This window comes from Gabonia massiliensis (assembly GCF_001403595.1).
GTDB classification, from domain to species: domain Bacteria; phylum Bacteroidota; class Bacteroidia; order Bacteroidales; family Coprobacteraceae; genus Coprobacter; species Coprobacter secundus.
The window spans coordinates 1,705,483-1,726,153 of sequence record NZ_LN877940.1 but is presented as its reverse complement, the minus strand read 5'-3'; the positions used below and the strand labels follow the sequence as shown (position 1 = coordinate 1,726,153).

At 38.8% G+C, this 20,671-nt stretch carries 20 protein-coding genes; 6 read left to right on the top strand and 14 right to left on the bottom strand.

All coding sequences use genetic code 11. The features are described from left to right. Positions 1 to 368 precede the first annotated feature (368 nt). From lysA to BN2628_RS16460, 9 genes are all read right to left on the bottom strand, one after another. Positions 369 to 1,523 carry a diaminopimelate decarboxylase gene (gene lysA, locus BN2628_RS16500; protein ID WP_021930434.1) on the bottom strand — a complete coding sequence of 385 codons (1,155 nt, stop codon included), beginning with the start codon at positions 1,521 to 1,523 and terminating at the stop codon, positions 369 to 371. Between the two features lie 61 nt (positions 1,524 to 1,584). Beyond that, on the bottom strand, positions 1,585 to 2,904 hold the full coding sequence (locus tag BN2628_RS16495; RefSeq protein WP_021930433.1) for an aspartate kinase: 1,320 nt from the start codon (positions 2,902 to 2,904) through the stop codon (positions 1,585 to 1,587). Between the two features lie 107 nt (positions 2,905 to 3,011). Continuing rightward, a complete protein-coding gene (locus BN2628_RS16490) occupies positions 3,012 to 3,698 on the bottom strand; it encodes a cell division ATP-binding protein FtsE (RefSeq protein WP_021930432.1) in 687 nt (228 codons plus the stop codon). 7 nt (positions 3,699 to 3,705) lie between these two features. Continuing rightward, the gene (gene hisIE / locus BN2628_RS16485; RefSeq protein ID WP_021930431.1) at positions 3,706 to 4,302 is read right to left on the bottom strand and encodes a bifunctional phosphoribosyl-AMP cyclohydrolase/phosphoribosyl-ATP diphosphatase HisIE; all 597 of its coding nucleotides are present in this window, start codon (positions 4,300 to 4,302) and stop codon (positions 3,706 to 3,708) included. A 63-nt stretch (positions 4,303 to 4,365) separates the two neighbouring features. Beyond that, entirely contained in the window at positions 4,366 to 5,121 is a 756-nt protein-coding gene (gene hisF, locus BN2628_RS16480; protein WP_055100187.1) for an imidazole glycerol phosphate synthase subunit HisF, read from the bottom strand. Positions 5,122 to 5,140: 19 nt separating this feature from the next. After that, the gene (gene hisA, locus BN2628_RS16475; protein WP_021930429.1) at positions 5,141 to 5,860 is read right to left on the bottom strand and encodes a 1-(5-phosphoribosyl)-5-[(5-phosphoribosylamino)methylideneamino]imidazole-4-carboxamide isomerase; all 720 of its coding nucleotides are present in this window, start codon (positions 5,858 to 5,860) and stop codon (positions 5,141 to 5,143) included. 6 nt (positions 5,861 to 5,866) lie between these two features. After that, positions 5,867 to 6,454 (bottom strand): imidazole glycerol phosphate synthase subunit HisH, encoded by a 588-nt coding sequence (hisH, locus tag BN2628_RS16470; protein ID WP_021930428.1) that lies wholly within the window; start codon positions 6,452 to 6,454, stop codon positions 5,867 to 5,869. Between the two features lie 14 nt (positions 6,455 to 6,468). After that, positions 6,469 to 7,326, bottom strand: coding sequence for a formyltetrahydrofolate deformylase (purU, locus tag BN2628_RS16465; protein ID WP_055100678.1), 858 nt, complete (start codon positions 7,324 to 7,326; stop codon positions 6,469 to 6,471). A 155-nt stretch (positions 7,327 to 7,481) separates the two neighbouring features. Further along, positions 7,482 to 7,838, bottom strand: coding sequence for an arsenate reductase family protein (locus BN2628_RS16460; RefSeq protein ID WP_055100182.1), 357 nt, complete (start codon positions 7,836 to 7,838; stop codon positions 7,482 to 7,484). Positions 7,839 to 8,174: 336 nt separating this feature from the next. Between BN2628_RS16460 and BN2628_RS16455 the strand changes: the two genes are divergently transcribed. Then, positions 8,175 to 8,381, top strand: a complete 207-nt coding sequence (locus BN2628_RS16455; protein WP_021930425.1) for a hypothetical protein — start codon at positions 8,175 to 8,177, stop codon at positions 8,379 to 8,381. 15 nt (positions 8,382 to 8,396) lie between these two features. On the opposite strand, the gene BN2628_RS17095 is transcribed toward BN2628_RS16455, so the two are convergent. Continuing rightward, positions 8,397 to 8,951, bottom strand: a complete 555-nt coding sequence (locus tag BN2628_RS17095) for a SecDF P1 head subdomain-containing protein (protein WP_257606530.1) — start codon at positions 8,949 to 8,951, stop codon at positions 8,397 to 8,399. Positions 8,952 to 9,242: 291 nt separating this feature from the next. Between BN2628_RS17095 and BN2628_RS16445 the strand changes: the two genes are divergently transcribed. Then, the gene (locus BN2628_RS16445) at positions 9,243 to 10,022 is read left to right on the top strand and encodes a TIGR02757 family protein (protein ID WP_055100177.1); all 780 of its coding nucleotides are present in this window, start codon (positions 9,243 to 9,245) and stop codon (positions 10,020 to 10,022) included. Here BN2628_RS16445 and BN2628_RS16440 read toward each other — a convergent pair. After that, positions 10,003 to 10,329, bottom strand: a complete 327-nt coding sequence (locus BN2628_RS16440) for an MGMT family protein (RefSeq protein WP_021930421.1) — start codon at positions 10,327 to 10,329, stop codon at positions 10,003 to 10,005. The two genes, BN2628_RS16445 and BN2628_RS16440, sit on opposite strands and share 20 nt — an antisense overlap. Positions 10,330 to 10,492: 163 nt before the next feature. Between BN2628_RS16440 and BN2628_RS16435 the strand changes: the two genes are divergently transcribed. Beyond that, complete coding sequence (locus BN2628_RS16435; RefSeq protein ID WP_055100172.1) at positions 10,493 to 11,050, top strand: sugar O-acetyltransferase; 558 nt, start codon at positions 10,493 to 10,495, stop codon at positions 11,048 to 11,050. Positions 11,051 to 11,427: 377 nt separating this feature from the next. Next, positions 11,428 to 12,930 (top strand): catalase, encoded by a 1,503-nt coding sequence (locus BN2628_RS16430; protein ID WP_055100169.1) that lies wholly within the window; start codon positions 11,428 to 11,430, stop codon positions 12,928 to 12,930. Between the two features lie 405 nt (positions 12,931 to 13,335). On the opposite strand, the gene BN2628_RS16425 is transcribed toward BN2628_RS16430, so the two are convergent. Beyond that, positions 13,336 to 13,608, bottom strand: coding sequence for a 4-fold beta flower protein (locus BN2628_RS16425; RefSeq protein WP_154668494.1), 273 nt, complete (start codon positions 13,606 to 13,608; stop codon positions 13,336 to 13,338). 292 nt (positions 13,609 to 13,900) lie between these two features. On the opposite strand from BN2628_RS16425, the gene BN2628_RS16420 reads away from it, so the two are divergent. After that, positions 13,901 to 14,947, top strand: coding sequence for an alcohol dehydrogenase (locus BN2628_RS16420; RefSeq protein WP_044229041.1), 1,047 nt, complete (start codon positions 13,901 to 13,903; stop codon positions 14,945 to 14,947). Between the two features lie 36 nt (positions 14,948 to 14,983). Then, complete coding sequence (locus tag BN2628_RS16415; protein WP_021930416.1) at positions 14,984 to 15,544, top strand: flavin reductase family protein; 561 nt, start codon at positions 14,984 to 14,986, stop codon at positions 15,542 to 15,544. A 462-nt stretch (positions 15,545 to 16,006) separates the two neighbouring features. Here BN2628_RS16415 and BN2628_RS16410 read toward each other — a convergent pair whose 3' ends face one another. Together BN2628_RS16410 and BN2628_RS16405 are read right to left on the bottom strand one after the other, a co-directional pair. Next, entirely contained in the window at positions 16,007 to 17,134 is a 1,128-nt protein-coding gene (locus BN2628_RS16410; RefSeq protein WP_055100163.1) for a glycoside hydrolase family protein, read from the bottom strand. A 360-nt stretch (positions 17,135 to 17,494) separates the two neighbouring features. After that, a complete protein-coding gene (locus BN2628_RS16405) occupies positions 17,495 to 20,647 on the bottom strand; it encodes an efflux RND transporter permease subunit (RefSeq protein WP_044229035.1) in 3,153 nt (1,050 codons plus the stop codon). Positions 20,648 to 20,671: the final 24 nt, after the last annotated feature.

The window sequence follows — 20,671 nt, the reverse complement described above, 5'->3', positions numbered from 1 at the left end:
GAATCAGAAGTTTAAACTCTTGCTATATAAAAAATAATACTATTATTAGAAAGCTCCTATCAGTCGAGATATCAAGAACAAAAAAATATTTATGAATTCACTCTTATTGTAGAAATTTTTGTTTACAAAAACAACTATGAAATTGAAATATCGAAAGAAAATTTTAAAAATATAGTATTTAAAAAAAAACGCATATTTGTTCCGAACGTCATAACGAAACTGGCCCTATTAATGAATCCTTCGTACACAAAATACCTTATAATTTGAAAATATACATGCCTGTATTAATACCATACTGGCATGAGTCACAAATTATAAGGTATATTCAAAATATATTTTTCACTTCCAATTATTCATTTTTATAGAAATTACAAATCATCTGAATAATAAGCTTTAGGAAGACTACGACAATTATATTGTGAAGCCATGATTTCCCCATAAGCACCTGCCGAACGTAATGCAATGATATCCCCCCTCTGTGTTTGATTAAGGGAAACTATCTTACCAAAACAATCCGATGATTCACATATCGGCCCTACAACATCATATTCTTCCTCAATTTTATCAGACGTTATGTTCTCTATTTTATGATAAGCCTGATAAAGTGCCGGACGTATCAGATCCGTCATTCCGGCATCAACTATTACAAATTTTTTATTTACCCCCTCCTTTACATAAAGGACTTTGGTTATCAATGAACCACTCTGACAAACGACTGCCCGCCCCAATTCAAAATGAAGCTTTTGTTTAGGACGTAACTTTAAATGTTTATAAAACGTTTCAAAATAGTGATGAAAATCCGGTATCGAATTACGATCTGGGTTTTCATAGTCAACTCCAAGACCACCTCCAACATTGATTATATCTACAATCAACATTCGCTGATAAAGATGTTCCTGTATTTCATTGATACGTATACACAGACTTTTAAAAGCATCCATATCCGTTATCTGTGAGCCAATATGAAAATGAAGCCCAAGCAAACGTATATTTTTCAATTCAGACAAATGATCCAATACTTGGTCAAGATGAGAAAGGCTTATACCAAATTTATTTTCATTTAAGCCCGTCGTTATATAATGGTGTGTATGTGCATCGATATTCGGATTGACACGCAAAGCAATCGGAGCCACCATATTTTTAGCTGCCGACAGTTCATTTATTACATCTAACTCAGGAACCGACTCTACATTAAAACAAAAAATTCCGGCATCAAGCCCTAAATTTATCTCCCAATCAGCCTTGCCCACACCCGCAAATACAATCTTATCAGCAGGAAAGCCCGCCTTCAAAGCGGCTTTTATTTCACCTCCGCTTACACAATCAGCCCCCAATCCGTTTTCTCTAATAATCGATAATATACGATTATTTGCATTCGCTTTGACAGCATAGTGCACATGAAAATTATGCCTCCCCGCCTCTTTGTTTATTTCAAATAAAGTATCTCGTAATAATTGGGTATCATAGTAATAAAAAGGAGTGCTCAAATGACTAAATTTTTCAATAGGAAACGTTCCTTTCATCGCTTGTCGTTTTAATTTTTAAAATCAAAAAACACGGGTTATGATAGGCCCGTGTTTGGTATTATTTATTGTTAAAAAGAGAATCACTTAGAGCTTGTAAAGCCTTTTTCTTATCTTCTGCTTTTATCAGGAAAGATATATTGTAATTGCTCCCTCCGTATGATATCATACGTACCGGCACATTTTTCATTGCCTCCATCGCATTCGATTCAAATCCTATATTATTCCATTCCAAATCTCCCACAACACAGATGATTACCATATCTTCATCAACTGTTACTGTGCCAAATTTTTTCAAGTCATCCAATATCTCCGTCAAATGCTTTGTATTGTCTATCGTAACAGAAACACCTACTTCCGAAGTTGTCACCATATCGATAGCAGTTTGGTAGCTCTCAAATATTTCAAATACTTTACGCAAGAATCCATAAGCCAAAAGCATTCGACCCGACTTTATTTTTATAGCTGTGATGCCATCTTTGGCTGCAACAGCCTTAATTTTTCCCTGCTCAGTCTGATTATAAATCAGTGTTCCCGGAGCATTAGGTTCCATTGTATTCAACAAACGTACAGGAATATTATTTAATTTAGCGGGTAAAATACATGTCGGATGCAATATCTTAGCTCCAAAATAAGCTAACTCTGCTGCTTCCTCAAAATGTAATTGACGCACAGGAGAAGTATGCTCTACAAAACGTGGGTCATTATTATGCATACCATCAATATCTGTCCAGATTTGTATCTCTTCTGCTTTTATAGCTGCCCCCACTAACGAGGCGGAATAATCGCTTCCTCCTCTCTGCAAATTATCAACTTCACCGTAAGCGTTCCGACAAATATATCCTTGCGTTATATATATATCTGCACCTTTATTTGCCCCCAACAAATCATTTAACTTTGTCTTGATATAATTAGGATCCGGCTCGGCATTTTTATCGGTACGCATATAATCAAGAGCCGGAATAAGAACAGACTTTATCCCTTTCTCTAATAAATACAAATTCATCATAGCGGTAGAAATAAGTTCTCCCTGAGAAAGGACAACTTTTTCTTCAAACATGGTAAACAGGTCTTTTGTAAAAGAACGGATATAATCAAAATGAGTCTTTACAATTTCAGCAGCTTTCTGTTTATACTCCTCCGTCGTATAAAGTTCATCTATAACACCGGCATATTTCCGTTCCAGTGCATTAATCGTCTCATTTGCACCATCAGAATTTTTCTTATACAAATAATCTGATATCTCCACGAGAGTATTAGTCGTTCCCGACATAGCCGAGAGTACAACTATCTTTTGCTCTCCATCGCAAATCAGGTTGGCAACATCCTTGATTCTCTGTGCTGATCCTACAGAAGTTCCACCAAATTTTAAAACTTTCATTTTCGTTTTTTAAATTGTTACGTTGTTATATTTACCTGTTATAAATTACGTTTTTTCAAATTGCCTGCAAAGGTATTGTTTTTATACTGAATTACAAATAGTTGATATTAGTCTTTTGTATTATTGACTTCTACAAGTTTTTTGTTTTCACATTTCAAAATTCTGCCCGGAAACTCATCGACCAAATGATGATTATGAGTCGTCATAATCACGGCCGTCCCTGTCTGGCAAATAGAATGCAATAATGAAACAATCTGTTGTCCGGTTTGGGGGTCAAGATTCCCTGTCGGCTCATCGGCCAAAATTATTTGTGGTGAGTTCAACAAGGCTCGGGCAATAACAATTCGCTGTTGTTCACCTCCCGATAACTCATGAGGCATTTTATATGCTTTCTTCTGCATCCCTACCTGTACGAGAACCTGCTCTACCCGCTCTGCAATATCAGCTTTATCTTTCCATCCGGTCGCTTTTAATACAAACTCAAGGTTTTCATTTACCGAACGATCGGTCAATAACTGAAAATCTTGAAAAACAATACCGATTTGCCGGCGCAACATAGGAATGTCTTTTCTTTTCAGCATCTTCATATTATATCCCAAAACAGAAGCCTCCCCTTCCAAAATGGGAATGTCAGCATACATTGTTTTCAAAAGACTGCTCTTTCCCGTCCCGACTCGTCCAATAAAGTATACAAATTCTCCTGCATATAATTTAAAATCTACCTCTTTAAGGACAATAAGTTCTTTCCGGCAAACTTCGACTTTGTTATATTGTACCAGCAATTTTTCTTCCATTTCAAGATTATTCTTTATGTCTTGACTGCAATTCCCGTGCCAAATCTTCGATTCTATATCCTTTTGATGTAAGTAACACTATCAAGTGATATATCAAATCCGATGCTTCGTATATCAACCGGTCGTCCGTACCGTTCGTTGCTTCTATAACAGTCTCTACAGCTTCTTCCCCCACTTTTTGAGCCATACGATTAATACCTTTATTAAATAAAGATGTCGTGTATGAGCCTTCAGGCATTTCTTGCTTGCGACGATCGATAAAATCCTGCAAATATTTTAAAAACATGATGTCTTCCACATTCTTTTCATCAAAACAGGTATCACTGCCCGTATGACAAACCGGACCTACCGGACGAACTTTTATCAAAAGGGTATCCCGATCACAATCTTCTTTTATGGAATCCACCAAAAGGAAATTTCCACTCTCCTCCCCCTTTGTCCATAAACGATTCTTTGTACGGCTAAAGAATGTGACTTTGCCCAATTCTTGAGTTTTTTGCAAAGCCTCTGCATTCATAAATCCTAACATCAGTACTTTCGAGGTATAACTATCCTGAATTATTGCAGGGACCAAACCTCCCATCTTATCAAAATCTATATTCATTTTTATAATCTTTATTTTCTCCATCAATCAAATCCGAAAATATGAAAATCGTTTATTTACATTTTACTTTCGGATACATATATTTTCCTTTTCCAGATATTCTTTCAATTCGCCAATAGATATTTCTCCAAAATGAAACACACTGGCGGCAAGGGCTGCATCAGCCTTCCCTATCTCAAAAGCATCTCGAAAATGCTCCTTTTTACCGGCTCCTCCCGATGCTATTACCGGGATATTTAGCATTTCGTTCAACTGGGCTAAGGCACTATTTGCATAACCATTTTTCACTCCATCATGAGTCATACTGGTAAACAATATCTCTCCAGCACCTCTTTCCTGTGCCTCCTTTGCCCACTGAAATAGGTCCCTGCCTGTAGAAACACGCCCCCCATTCAAATAACAACACCAATTTCCCTTTTCAAAGTTAGCATCTATTGCGACAACACAAACCTGAACCCCGAAATTTTTTGCAATTTCAGTAATCAATCGAGGATTTCTCAATGCTGACGAGTTCAACGATACCTTATCTGCACCAGCATTCAATAAACGGTCAACATCAGACATCTCATTTATTCCTCCTCCGACAGTAAAAGGAATATTCACATTTGCTGCTACTTTACGAACCAGTTCTGTAAACGTTTTACGCCCTTCATATGAAGCTGTAATATCAAGGTACACCAACTCATCGGCTCCCTGCTCACTATATGCCTTGCCTAAGGCTACCGGGTCTCCCGCATCTCTAAAATTAACAAAGTTTATTCCTTTGACCGTTTTCCCCTCTTTTATATCCAAGCAAGGTATTATTCTTTTTGCTAACATTCTTTAATTATTCATTTATTTAGAAAAAGCGTTGCAGGTCTTTCAGCCGTATATGTCCTTCATAAATCGCTTTTCCGAATATCACCGACTGGACACCTGCACCTTCAAGCTCCTCAATATCTTGTAGCGAACTTACGCCACCGCTTGCTATCAAACAAATATCAGGCAAAGCGACAAGCATTTTTCTATACAAATCCAAAGACGGCCCTTGTAACATTCCGTCTCTACCGATATCTGTAGTTATTACCTTATTTATACCTGATTCCATATACCCCGAAACAAAAGGTATCAATTCATAATCTGAGGCCTCAAGCCAACCGGAAACTGCAATTTTATTATCTCTCACATCAGCTCCCAATATAATACGGTCAGGGCCATATTTTTCAATCCAAGAAACAAAAGTTTCACGGCTTCTGACTGCAATACTTCCTCCGGTAATCATCGATGCCCCAGAATCAAAAGCTATATCCAAATCTTTATCAGACTTCAACCCTCCACCAAAGTCAATAATTAAAGATGTATGACCGGCAATGCGATCAAGTGTTTTATAATTTACAATATGCTGTGCCTTGGCCCCATCCAAATCGACCAAGTGCAACCTACGTATTCCATTGTCTTCGAACGCTTTAGCTACATCCAGAGGATCTTCATTATAAATCGTCTTCCGCGAGTAATCTCCCTGTGCTAAACGGACACATTTACCATCAATAATATCTATAGCCGGTATTATTTCAATCATATCTTCCTACAAATTCAAGAAATGGGTTAATATACTTTCGCCAACCTTGCCGCTTTTTTCTAAATGGAATTGGGTCGCATAGAAATTATCCTTGTGTAGCGCTGCACTAAAAGGTTGTATATAATCTGTCACGGCTGTCGTATATTTGCATTCGGGCACATAATAACTATGCACAAAATATACATATTTGCCTTCAAGGTCCACCGGAAACATGTGGCTATCGACACGTTCTATACTGTTCCATCCCATATGCGGAATTTTCTCATTTTTCATCGGACAGAAACGCTTTACATCTACATCAAATATATTCAGACAATCGACATCTCCTTCCTCCGAATGACGGCACATCAACTGCATACCGATACATATACCTAAAACGGGTTGAGTGAAACTTTTTATCAGTTTATCCAAACTCTTTTGCCGTAAGTAATGCATAGTAGAAGCAGCCTCGCCCACCCCCGGAAATATTATTTTATCAGAAGATTTCAAAACCTCCTCATCATCAGTGATTACAGCATCTACCCCTACCCGTTTCAAGGCACAATCGACCGAATATATATTTCCGGCATTATATTTTATTATGGCGACCTGCATTATAGCTCTATCCTTTAATTGAAAACAACTGTTTTATTTTTATAAACCAATATCTTTCTTTCAATATGTTTCTCCACAGCCCGAGATAACACTATTTTTTCCAAATCTTGACCTTTGTGCACAAGATTAGATACCGTATCTTTATGAGAAATACGAGTAATATCTTGTTCTATAATAGGACCTGCATCCAAATCTGTCGTTACATAATGACTAGTAGCTCCAATTAATTTTACTCCTCGTTCAAAAGCTGCATGATAAGGCTTTGCCCCCACAAAAGCCGGAAGGAAAGAATGATGAATATTGATTATACGATTGGGATAATGACCTATAAAATCTGCAGAAACAACCTGCATATATCGAGCCAATACGATAAAATCAATATTATACTTTTCAAGCAAGGTCAATTCAGCAGCTTCTTGTTCAACTTTATTTTCCTTATTTATCGGGAATATATGATAGTCTATATTAAACCTTTCGGCAACGGTAGCTAAATCTGGATGATTACTAATAATAAGTGGTATCTCAACATTCCATTCCCCAGCTGTGTACCGAGCCAACATATCATATAGACAATGGGACATTTTCGAAACAAAAATTGCCATTCTTGGCATCGTATCACTAAAATAGAGATTAAAACTCATATTGTATTTTTGCCCATAAAGAGTATTAAAATAATCTTCAATTTTTTCTTTGGGTATACTGAAATGTGTCAAATCCCATTCCACTCTCATAAAAAATACATGTTCTTCCCGGTCAACATGCTGATCAAGATAAAGAATATTACCTCCATTTACATTTATAAAGTCCGTTACTACTGCAATAATTCCAGGTTGGTCGGGACAATGCATTAATAAAACAGCATTTGTAGACATATTTTTTTGTTTCGACATACTTATTTCAAATTTAAATTGCAAATATAACAAAACAAAAGCGAATATCCATATTTTAACAAAAAATTGTTTTAAAATCCAATTTATTTCTTTCGTTTTGCAAGTTTATACATCCTATTTCAATATTACAATTCCCCTCACAACAAAGCCTTCCATTCATCAGGTTTAAAACCTACCCAGACTTCTTCTTTCCCAATCAGTAATGGACGTTTAATCAACATTCCATTCGAAGCTAATAATTTCGTGATTTCATTATCACTCATCCCTGACAACTTATCTTTCAAAGCCATCGACTTATATAACAAACCACTGGTATTAAAAAATTTACGTATAGGCAACCCACTTTTCGGAATCCATTCTGCCAACTCTTGCTCTGTCGGATTTTGTTCTACTATATGCCGCTCTATAACTTCTATTTTATTTTCCTGCAACCACCGTCTCGCTTTACGGCAAGTATCACATCCTGGATACCAAATAAAAAGAATCTTGTCCATTATTACCTATCATTTAAAACTGTAAAACTAAAAACGCTTACTATTTTAATATAACCTTATGATTTAAAAAATATCTTATCCTATAACAACACCCCAAATAAACGCACCGGATATTCTTCTATTTCTTCAAAATTATATATTTTTCTCATTATTTATTCTTAAGTAACTTGAATAAATAGGGCATCATACATAGATACATTCTTTATTTCAACATACTGCTTCACAAAAATAGTGATATCAGAAAAAAATATATCCTATTTCGCAAATTTTATATTCATTACTATGAACTTTTTGATAGGTTTAACTGTATCTTTGTCTACAACTAAATAATTTAATATGAGAAAACTTTTGTGCCCACAATGTAAAATTCCTTCTTTTTATGTAAAAAATGACCAAGGAAACACTTTGCTCGTATACATTACCGATTCGTTTGAAGTCGTTCCTAAAAATCCAAATCAATCTACCGAAGGATTTGACCTATCCACAATCTATTGTCTCGGATGTTCTTGGCATGGGGCACCTCGAAAGGTGGTAAAATATTAAAATAATAAAAATTTCTTATTGAGAAACATTAAAACCCTTTGTTATAGCATAAGCATCCCAATAATCCATTTCTAAAATTATCGAGTCTGTCTGATTTTTATCAAGCATATAATAAACTGAATCCTTATCCCAACTCTTGAATAAATTTTCAATAGAATCTATTTTTTCTTGTCGAATTTGACGAAATAAAGTCTTTAAATCATGTCCATATGGATTACTTATCGCAAAGTTTCCACTTTCAATCCTCATATTTACTTGAGGGGCTGTTATAAGTTGGTCATCAAACACAAACCCTATACGTTTACCAATAGCCTTTTCTGTTGCGTCTGCCCATTTGCCCACTTTATGTTTACTTATCGTACCTACTATTTGATACTTCATCGGATACCCGGCTGAGTCCAACCGAACAGCCGCAAATTCTTTTACCGTAACAATAGGGTTCTGAGATAGACTATCTTCTTGCCCTTCTATAATGTAATACCAACCGTTCTCTCTATGTTTTTCATGTATACCTTTGACTTGACACAGAAAAAATATCAATCCTAATAATATGAATGATGTAACCTTCATTATTCCCAATGATTTATAATAAACTCTTTACTTTTTTAAACAAAGTATATATCCACAATCTTTGTTACAATTACAAACTTTCTGCATTATTTTTATTTCTTCAAATTTATTTTTCAAGCATCTGCATAATTTCAGTTTACGAATCATTTCCAATACTTTTACCATATTTCATCTTATGCTTTTTTACTTTACAAATATATATAAAATATTGATTTTCTTAATAGTATATTATAAAAAACCATGCTCTTATATCAAAAAGTAATTATCTTTGTACGATATATATCAAAAAACATGACAGACAATACATCTTTATTGCATACAAAAATAAAAAGACAGCTCAGGCAATGGGCCAAACAATACAATACTAAAGACTTTATCCTATCTGACCCTATCCAATTTCCCCATCGATACAGCCAAATAAAAGACATCGAAATAAGCGCATTCTTAACAGCATGGATATCCTATGGTAATCGCAAAATAATAATCGCAAAAGGACATGAGTTGGACCAAATGTTCAATGGCTCTCCTTACAATTTTCTAATAGAACGAAAATTCCAACCTTTTAAAAATAACAAAAGCAGTTTCTATCGTTTTTTTAAATATGACGATTTATATCAAATATGTGACAGATTATATAAATGTTATATACAATATGAATCCTTACAAGATGCCATAAGTAATTCTCCGGGAAAGTACCCCATTCAAAAAATACAATCAGCATTCGCCGGTATTAAAGGGATTCCAGTCCTGTCAGGGACATCGGCCTGTAAACGCCTGGCTATGTTTCTTAGATGGATGATACGAAAAGACAATCTTGTAGATTTCGGTATATGGGATAAATTTTCGCCCGCTGATTTAATTATACCCTTAGACACCCATGTACACCAAACTGCACTGAAATTGGGTATCACCCACAGAAAAATCGCTGATATGAAAACCGCTATCGAAATAACAGAATACATGTACTCTATATTTCCCGAAGACCCATGTTTAGCAGACTTTTCTCTATTCGGATATGGTATAGCAACAGCCAACAACATGAAGAAACAAATTATCCATCCAAATGACTAATTTCCTTCCACATATATTTATGTAAATCGACACAACCATTTGTCCTAAAGCATATTCCCTCCTGCTCAAGCAAAGCCCTCTGTTCCGGCCAATTCGGAGCTATGCGCCCTTGGCTGTTCACCACCCGATGACATGGCAAACCTGACGCTTCAGGAGTATGAGCCATAGCATAACCGACCATACGTGCACATTGGGGAAATCCGGCCAACCGCGCCAGTTGCCCATACGTTACTACGCTGCCAAAAGGTATCTCACCTACTATTTTATAAACCTCAGATTCTAATTTTTTCCTATCTACTTTGCCCATAATTTTCAAAACTTTTTCAGTAAAAAAGAGTTCTGTACATTACTCGACAATAACTATGAAGAAATCTTTATATATTTGCCCAAAGAATTACTTCGATGTAATTCAATTAAAATTTGTGGTGTAAGTTAATAAATAATTTCTTTATTCATCTATTATATCTATAATGAAAACTGAAAAAGAAAAAATGTTGGCCGGAGAAGTATATTCGCCTTATGACAAAGAGCTAATGCAATTGCATAAACAAGCTCTTATATGGGTTGAGCAATATAATAAAGAAGCTTTTACTGACTGTATGGAAAGAAAGGAGCTATTGAGAAAACTCCTTCCTAACACTCATCCATCATTGACAATACAACCACCTTTTCTCTGTGATTACGGCATTCTGATTTATGGAGGAGAAAACAGCTTTATCAATTATGGTTGTACGATACTCGACACAGCCCCGATAACATTAGGAAAAAATCTCCTTATCGGCCCCAATGTACAGATTTATGCTCCAGTACATCCCTTCAACTTCAAAGAAAGGGCGACAGGTGTAGAATGCGGAAAGCCTATCTCCATCGGTGATGACTGCTGGATTGGCGGAGGTGTAGTTATCTGTCCCGGTGTAACTATAGGGAACCGGTGTATCATTGGAGCAGGAAGTGTAGTAGTAAAAGATATTCCGGACGACAGTTTTGCTGCCGGCAACCCGGCTATTGTCAAAAGAACCCTTCTTTAAAAGGAATACCCCCCCGGCAAATAGATGATTTCCTTCAGTACAAAATACACAGTATCATATCACAAATCATAACGTTTTATTCTGTACGGTTCTCTAACTTTCGCTTCTATTATAAAAACAACCCATAAACCACCGTAATCGTCAATAGCTTTTCCAAATATATATTCAGAGAGATTTACTGTCTACAAACCACTATCTAAAGCCTCAAAAGAAACACTACAACTTTTCCATTTCTACAATACATGTAAAGTCTGTTTATAATAACAACATCCCTCTTTCTCCCTTTTAAAAAAATCATAGACAAATCTTTATATACACCAAACATTAACGAGGATTAAATTGTTAATACCTTACAAATCATCAACCTAAAAACAAATATGAACAAAAAACAACTAACATCTGAAAACGGCAGACCTATCGCCGATAATCAGAATATCCAAACAGCAGGAGTCCGTGGACCCGCAATGCTTCAAGACCCATGGTTCATGGAAAAACTCGCACACTTCGATCGTGAAGTAATTCCCGAACGCCGCATGCACGCCAAAGGCTCAGGAGCATTTGGTACTTTCACGGTAACTAACGACATTTCCCAATATACAAGAGCTTCCATTTTCTCCAAAATAGGAAAAAAAACCAACTGTTTTGTACGGTTTTCTACTGTCGCCGGTGAACGAGGAGCTGCCGATGCAGAACGTGACATACGGGGTTTTGCCATGAAATTTTATACCGATGAAGGAAACTGGGATTTGGTAGGAAATAACACCCCTGTATTTTTTCTCCGTGACCCGCTAAAATTTCCGGATTTAAACCACGCCATAAAACGCGATCCCTATACCAATATGCGCAGTGCCAATAATAATTGGGATTTCTGGACTTTACTTCCAGAAGCATTACACCAAGTTACTATTACAATGAGCCCACGCGGTATCCCCTTCTCATACCGGCATATGCATGGATTTGGTAGCCACACTTACAGTTTCTATGATAAAGACAATAAACGGACATGGGTCAAATTCCACCTTGTCACTCTACAAGGAATCAAAAACTTGACCGATGCAGAAGCCGAAGCAATCATTTCTAAAGATCGGGAATCCCATCAAAGAGACCTACACGAAGCCATAGAACAAGGAAATTTTCCCCGATGGAAAATGCAAATACAACTTATGTCCGAAGAGGAAGCCAAAACCTATAAAATAAATCCTTTCGACTTGACCAAAGTATGGTATCACAAAGACTTTCCCCTACATGACGTAGGTATATTGGAACTAAACCGTAACCCTGAAAATTATTTTGCCGACGTAGAACAAGCAGCATTCAATCCGATGAATGTAGTAGAAGGCATAGGCTTCTCTCCGGACAAAATGTTACAAGGACGCTTATTCTCGTATGGAGATGCCCAACGGTACCGCTTAGGTGTGAACCATAATGAAATCCCGGTAAATAAACCTCGTTGTCCCTTCCACGCTTATCATCGTGACGGTCAAATGCGTACAGATGGTAATTATGGTGCAACTAAAGGATATGAACCTAACAGCTATGGCGAATGGAAAGATAACCCATCCAAAAAGGAACCACCACTAAAAACCAATGGCCCTGTATACAATTATGATGAAAGAGAGTATGATAACGACTACTTTACTCAACCAGGCAAGTTGTGGCGATTAATGTCAAAAGAAGATCAAAAAACGACTTGTGAAAATACAGCTCGGGCAATGGGCGATAGTGAACTATTCATCAAACAACGCCACGTGCGTAATTGCTCTTATGCTGATCCCGATTATGGAAAAGGGGTGGCAGAAGCATTGGGTATAGACTACGACGAAGCTTTGAAAGCAGAAGACCCGGCCCATCCCTCCTGGGACCCACGGTTTTCGAAATGACTCAACGAGGCTGTCTCAAAATAGAAAAAATAGATAGACTTACTCATAATCTATAAGTTGCAATATAAAATCTCCTGCTTTTGCTTTCATTTATCTCAATGATATGGCCAAAATCAGGAGATTTTTTACTTTTATGTTTCAATCTATAAAATTTTTACTTTAGCAATTCTATTTTGAGACACCCTCATCTATATTTATAGATAAAAGTCTCACATGTTATACCCCAAAACATAAACTTTATCACTTACAAAAGACTTATTATCCGCACCTATCTTATATTATCATCATTTGCAAATTGCATTTATTTTAGCACAATTACCTATCGAAAGGTTTTATCAAAATAATTTACCGAAAAAATACACCTATAATCTCTAATACCAATTTACCCTATGCCTTACAAATTTTTTATTCGAACAACTCTTTCATTTTACCATCTTTTACATAACCATTAGCATAATTGCCTATGATATTATAATTTTTATCATAAATATACCCATTAGAATAATACCCTCTAATATTCCTCTCATTATCAAAAATATATCCATTTGCATAATTGCCCACAGTCACCCCCTCATTATCCAGTATATACCCATTTCTATATGTCATAAGCCCCATCTTGCATGCCCCTAAACATACAAAACACACCATCAACAATATAACCCTCATAAACTTCTGCATACCATAAAAATTCAAAACTCCATTTCTTTATCAATCGATTTTCGCCCTTTTAATTTACTGATTTTCTTATCTTTATAAATTAAAATATCAATTTACGCCTAAGTAAAACATAAATCACAGGCTATTATCTTTACCAATTGCAAATACTTATTTCCCCTATCCTACCTACAAAATAGAAGAAACTGCCCCCTAATACAAAAATAGGAAAAATAATGAATAATAAAATCAAATAATCAAAAGAAAACAAATTATTATCTTTGCTATAACATTAGTCTAAAAAGGAGGATACATTATGTTAGCATATACATACGTTGAAAACGGCAAATTTGAGTTGCAAGAAAAAAACAAACCAAAGATAAAAGAACCGCAAGATGCAATAATTCGCGTGACACTTGGTAGCATCTGTTCCAGTGATCTCCACATCAAACATGGAAGTGTACCCCGTGCAATACAAGGAGTAACCGTCGGACATGAGATGGTAGGAATTGTAGAAGAAATTGGCCCTGATGTTATTTCTGTTAAACCTGGAGACAGAGTCACTGTAAACGTAGAGACTTTTTGTGGCAAATGTTTCTTTTGTCGTCACGGATACGTAAATAATTGTACCGATCCCAACGGGGGATGGGCACTGGGATGCCTTATCGATGGAGGACAAGCAGAATATGTAAGAGTCCCCTATGCTAACCAAGGGTTAAATCGTATACCCGACACGGTCACCGATGAACAAGCCCTATTTGTCGGTGACATACTGGCCACCGGTTATTGGGCTACCCGTATCTCCAAAATATCTGAAGATGACACAGTCCTCATTATCGGGGCCGGCCCTACCGGAATCTGTACATTATTATGTACTATGCTGAAAAAACCTCGGCGCATCATTGTATGTGAAAAGTCACCTGAAAGAATCCTATTTGTCCGCAAACATTATCCCGAAGTATTGGTAACAGAGCCCCAAAACTGTAAAGAAGTTGTACTTAGCAACAGCAGTCACGGTGGAGCCGATGTCGTATTAGAAGTCGCCGGAACCGAAAATACATTCCATTTAGCTTGGGAATGTGCTCGGCCCAATGCTATCGTCACCATCGTTGCACTTTATGATAAACCCCAGATACTGCCTTTACCAAGTATGTATGGCAAAAATCTGACTTTCAAAACAGGTGGAGTAGATGGATGTGACTGCGCTGAAATCCTTAAACTAATAGATGAAGGGAAAATAGATACCACCCCACTTATCACACACAAATTTCCTCTAAATGAAATAGGAAAAGCTTATCATATCTTCGAAAACAAATTAGAAGGAGTAATCAAAATAGCAATAACAGGGAACAATACCATTTAAAACTTTGTGTCTTCCAATCAATAAATATAAAATACAATGAGAAAGAATTTTGGAAACAAAACATGGCTATACCCGATGCCTGTCTTTATTGTGGCAGCATACGACAAAAATGGAAAACCCAATGCCATGAATGCAGCATGGGGAGGTGTTTATACTGATAATATGATTGGTATATGCCTTGCTGAAGAACACAAGACCACACAGAACATTCTCGACAGCAAAGCTTTCACTGTAAGTATGGCCACGGTAGATAATGTCATAGCCTGTGATTATGTAGGCATCGTTTCCGGGAACAAAGAACCGGACAAATTTGCCAATGCAGGTTTTCATGAAATAAAATCAGAATTCGTAAATGCTCCTATTATTGAAGAACTACCCATGACATTGGAATGTGAGCTTGTTTCATACGACCCTCGAAGCAACTATATGATAGGTCGAATTGTAAATGTTTCAGCTACAGAAGAGGTGATAAACGAAAAAGGGAAAATAGACCCGTTCAAATTACAACCCATTCTCTACGACCCATGTAACCACAATTACCTGTCTATTGGAAAGAAAATTGGAAAAGCCTTTTCTGATGGAAAAAGCTTAAAGTAAAAAATTGGAAAATCTATAATCAATTTTATATTACTAAATATCAACAATTTACAAATCATTTTGAATATAAACAAATGATTGGAGGCACAATCTTTATACCCAAACTATTATTGCTTGAAATCAAATAATTACATAAAAGAACATCTAAATTATAAACAATACAATTCTAAAAAACAAACACAATTAAGCCTAAAACTACTTGCAACAAACTATTCCCCCAATTATTGAGGAATAGATAAAATAAATCGGGTCTTCAATGAATATTTATATACAGGAGGTATACCAAAACTAAAATGTCCACTCCAAAAAATTACAGATTGTAACTATAACACTAAAGAAAGGGGCGCATCAAACTCTGTATTGAGTAATGATACGCCCCTTTTTCTTCAGTCTTTTAAGATGCTCAAATTTCAAATTATAAGTTCATATTTTCAAAAATTGAATTTTGATACACCCTCATTTTTATTTCCTAAATGGAATAACCATATTCCATGAACGAGAAGCATTCTCAAAACCTCCGGGACCATCCATTGTCGCGAAAAAAATACAACAAGGTTTACCCTCCTCAAAATAGATGAAAGGACGTTCCAATTGACCTTGCATTTCTACAGTACCATCTTCCCACTCCACAGTACGTGAATAAGCTTTTGAATCAGCATCAATCATCCAATGTGAACCATCCGTAGAGTGAGCCAATGCTCCACCTCCCCGTTCTCCCGTATATTTAGCAACATGGTCTTTGAATATGACATGATATCCCCGCTTATCCTTCCAAAGAAAAGGATCCTCTGCCTCTCCTTGCCCATCAACCTGAAAAATCGGTTGTCCACCATTTAATACAGTATAAGGTCCATAAATATTGGGAGCATGTGCTATTCCAAGAGACATATCTGAATATTTACCATTTTCCCTATATGCACGCCCCTTAAACAGAATTGTCACAGACCCATCTTCTTCTATAACAGGCGATGGATTTGAAATCAAATAACTGTAAAATGTCCCAGGTTTTGTTGTCAACAACGGTTCATCAAATCTTTTCCATGGACCATAAGGAGAGTCAGATACAGCCAGACCAATACGTTTATTGGACCGTGCCACAGTACACCAAGGACTGTCCAATGTCAATTCATTATAAGTAGGTTCCACAAAAGGATGCGTTGAGCCCATATAAATTAAGAAATACTTACCACCATACCGTAAAATACGAGGATTGTGGGTAGAACGGCCATCCCAATATTCTGCACCACGAGCCGGTAATGCAATATCACTGAATCGATAAGGCCCCGTAATAGATTTAGATACCGCATGAACAATCTCTGACGCAACCATCCATCCAGGATGGAAAGGCAATGTCTTAGGAAATCGGGAAACATATAAATGATACATTCCATCATCACCTTTTACAACAGAACTTCCCCATACCCAATAATCAGGTTCTTCATAAACCGGTGCACATAAGGCCGGAGCCAAATAATGAAAAATTTCATTGTGGGAATTCTTCTTAAGCTCCACCAAATTCTCAATTTTCTGTGCATATGCAGATGATAACAATAAAATTGACAGTATAAATATAAAAAATCTTTTGTACATAAATATTTGTTTACATAAATAATGATTCACAAAATAGAAGATTTTTATTCACATTTATGTGCACAATCGTACATAAAAAGTATATCTTACATTCATAATATCCTTTAGTTTCTCAACTTTTCATTTTATCGCCTTTTCCACTCTTTACTGCACAAATTCTTGCATTACTGTTTTTACTTGCCCACAAAGGAAAAAAGCCAGACAAAGACGTCCAGGAAAAAACAAAAGCGGTCACCTAAACCAAACAAACAACACCTCAAAAAACATCCCATCCCAAGCCACACACACCACCATAACACAAAAAAGGACGCCACCAAATACCCGGTGACGCCCTCCCTACCGATATAACCAAACAAACAATCAATCCATCTGCATCTTCTCCGTCGAAGCCGGAACCTTTCCCCCCTTACGAGTCAGAAAACGCTCCTGCACAGTCTGCATCAAATGATAAAAATTAGGTACAAACAAAGTCCCCAGCAACGTATTGAATGTCATTCCGAACACCACCGCCGTACCCAGCGCAATACGGCTCTCGGCACCCGCACCCGACGCAAACATCAACGGCATCACACCCAGGATAAAAGCAAAAGAAGTCATCAATATAGGACGCAACCGCACCCGGCCAGCCTCTATCGAAGCCTGAGTGATAGACTCCCCGTTGTTGCGGTAATCGATGGCAAACTCCACTATCAAAATCGCATTCTTTGCCGAGAGAGCAATCAGCAATACAATGCCTATCTGGCTGTAAATACTGATAGGCAAACTCATCACCATACAACCCAGCACCACACCCAACAAAGCCAGCGGCAAACTCAAAATCACGGCAATCGGGCTCGTCCAGCTCTCATACTGGGCCGCCAGCACCAAAATCACAATTACGATAGCCAGCACAAATATCAAGCTCACCGACGAACTCGACTGCGTCTCCTGGTACGCCTCCGAAGTCCAACTATACCCGAAATTCGTACCCAGCACATTCCGCGTCAACTCCTCCATACCCTCTATGGCCTGGCGCGTACTATACCCCTGAGCCGGTATCGCCGTAATAGCAGCAGCTGTATACATATTGTACCGCGTCACCTGGTCGAGCCCCTCCTGTTCCTCAAGAGTCGTAAACGACGAGAACGGTACCATATCCCCCTTCTGGTTACGCACACTCAATTTCATCACATCATCGATGACCGCACGGCTCCGCGCATCAGCACCCAGTTTCACCTGATACACACGGCCGAACTCCACAAAATCATTCACATAAGCCGTACCCATATAAGAAGACAAAGTCGTAAACACATCCTTCAATACCAGGCCCTGCATCTTCACCTTGTCCCGGTTGATATTCAAAAAATACTGAGGCGTATTACCCTGGAACATCGAATTCAACATCATCAAAGACGGCTCCTCCCGTACCCGGCCCAACAAGGCATTCACAGCATTCTGCAACTCCGTAGCACCCAAGTTGCTACGGTCCTCCAGCTCAAACTCCAGTCCGCCCGTAACCCCCAGTCCCGAGATAGCAGGCGGGTTCACCGCAAAGACAGTAGCCTCCTCGATAGCCGACGCATCCGCATTCAGCCGTTTCACCACCGAAAACACACTCTCATCCTTCGACTTGCGCTCGTCCCAGCTCTTCAACATCACGAAAAACGTAGCACCATTAGACGAGTTGCCACCCTGCATCATCGAGAAGCCATCGATACACAAATACGTCCTCACCTCCGGATAAGAATCCAGTATCCCCCCGATACGCCGCGTCACCTGCTGCGTACGGTCCAGCCCCGCCGCATTAGGCAACTGCACCGATACCACAAAATAACCCTGGTCCTCCTGAGGGATAAAAGAAGTAGGCCATTTCACAAACATCCACAACGTCACGGCCGAAACCGCGACAAACACCAACATCGTCATTCCGGGACGCCCCAGCAAAAAAGTTATCACACGCACATACCCCCGCAACGTAGCATCATACCCCTTGTTGAAGACCCGGTACACAAACGACTTCGCCTCCTTCGTCGGTTCCAGAAATATAGCACACAAAGCAGGAGTCAAGGTCAAAGAATTAAATCCGCTGAAAAAAGTCGCTGTCGCTATCGTCAAGGCAAACTGCTTATACAACTGCCCCGTAATACCGCCGATAAAAGCCGTCGGGATAAACACCGCCAGCAACACCAGCACCACCCCCACCACCGGGCCCGTAATCTCCTTCATCGCAATCGTCACCGCCGTCTTACGGTCATACTTGCCCGTATCCAGAAGCCGCGTAGAGTTCTCCACCACCACGATAGCATCATCCACCACAATGGCAATAGCCAGTACCAACCCGAAAAGAGTAAGCGTATTTATCGAAAAGCCGAACAACTTCATCACCGCAAACGTACAAATCAGCGACACCGGAATCGTAAGCGACGGGATTATCATCGCACGGAAGTTCTGCAAGAAAAGCAATATCACCAGCATCACCAGCAAAGTAGCCTCAAGAAAAGTAACCAGCACCTCATCTATCGACGCCGATACAAACTCCGTCGTGTCCAGTACCACATCATACGTGATATCCGTAGGGAAATACCGCTCCAGTTCCTCCATCTTGGCCCTCACAGCCTTCGCCACATCCAGAGAATTAGAACCCGGCAACTGATATATCGCGATAGCAGCCGATTGCTTCCCCTTCTGCGTAGACGTGACCCCGTACGTCGAGCTCCCCAAATCTATCGTCCCCAAGTCCTTCAACCGCAAATAACTCCCGTCGGGCAAAGTCTTGATGACAATATTGCCAAACTCCTCCGGAGTAATCAGCCGTCCCTGGGCCGTAAGAGTAAACTGGAAATCGACAGGCCCATTCATCGGAGGCTGCCCCACCGTACCCGCCGAGACCTCCATATTCTGCGACTGCACCGCCGCATACACATCCGACGGCGTCAACTGCCGTATACGCATGACCTCCGGGTCCAACCAGATACGCATACTGTAATCACCCGCACCGAACACATTCACCGAGCCCACCCCCGGCAGGCGCGACAACTCGTCGGTCAAGTTCAAAGTCGCATAATTCGACAAATACAGGCCATCATACTGCGCATTATCCGACTGCAACGAAAGGAACATCACGATATTCGTAGACTGCTTCCTCGTGATGATACCCTGCTGTATCACAGCCTCCGGCAAACTCCCCTGCGCTATATTCACGCGATTCTGCACCAAGACCGTAGCCATGTCGATATCCGTACCCACCTCAAAAGTCACCGTCAGCGTATACTGCCCCGAACTCGATGACGACGAACTCATATAAATCATCCCGTCCACACCGTTCACCTGCTCCTCTATCGGAGCACCCACAGTACGCGCCACCGTCTCCGCACTCGCACCCGGGTACGTAGCCGTCACCTGCACCGTAGGAGGAGTAATGTCAGGAAACTGCGCCACAGGCAACGTATTCAACGTCACCACACCCGCCAGCACCATCAATATGGCGATGACAGTAGCAAAAATCGGTCGGTCTATAAAAAATTTCGAAATCATAACCATCAGTTTTACAGAGAAAAC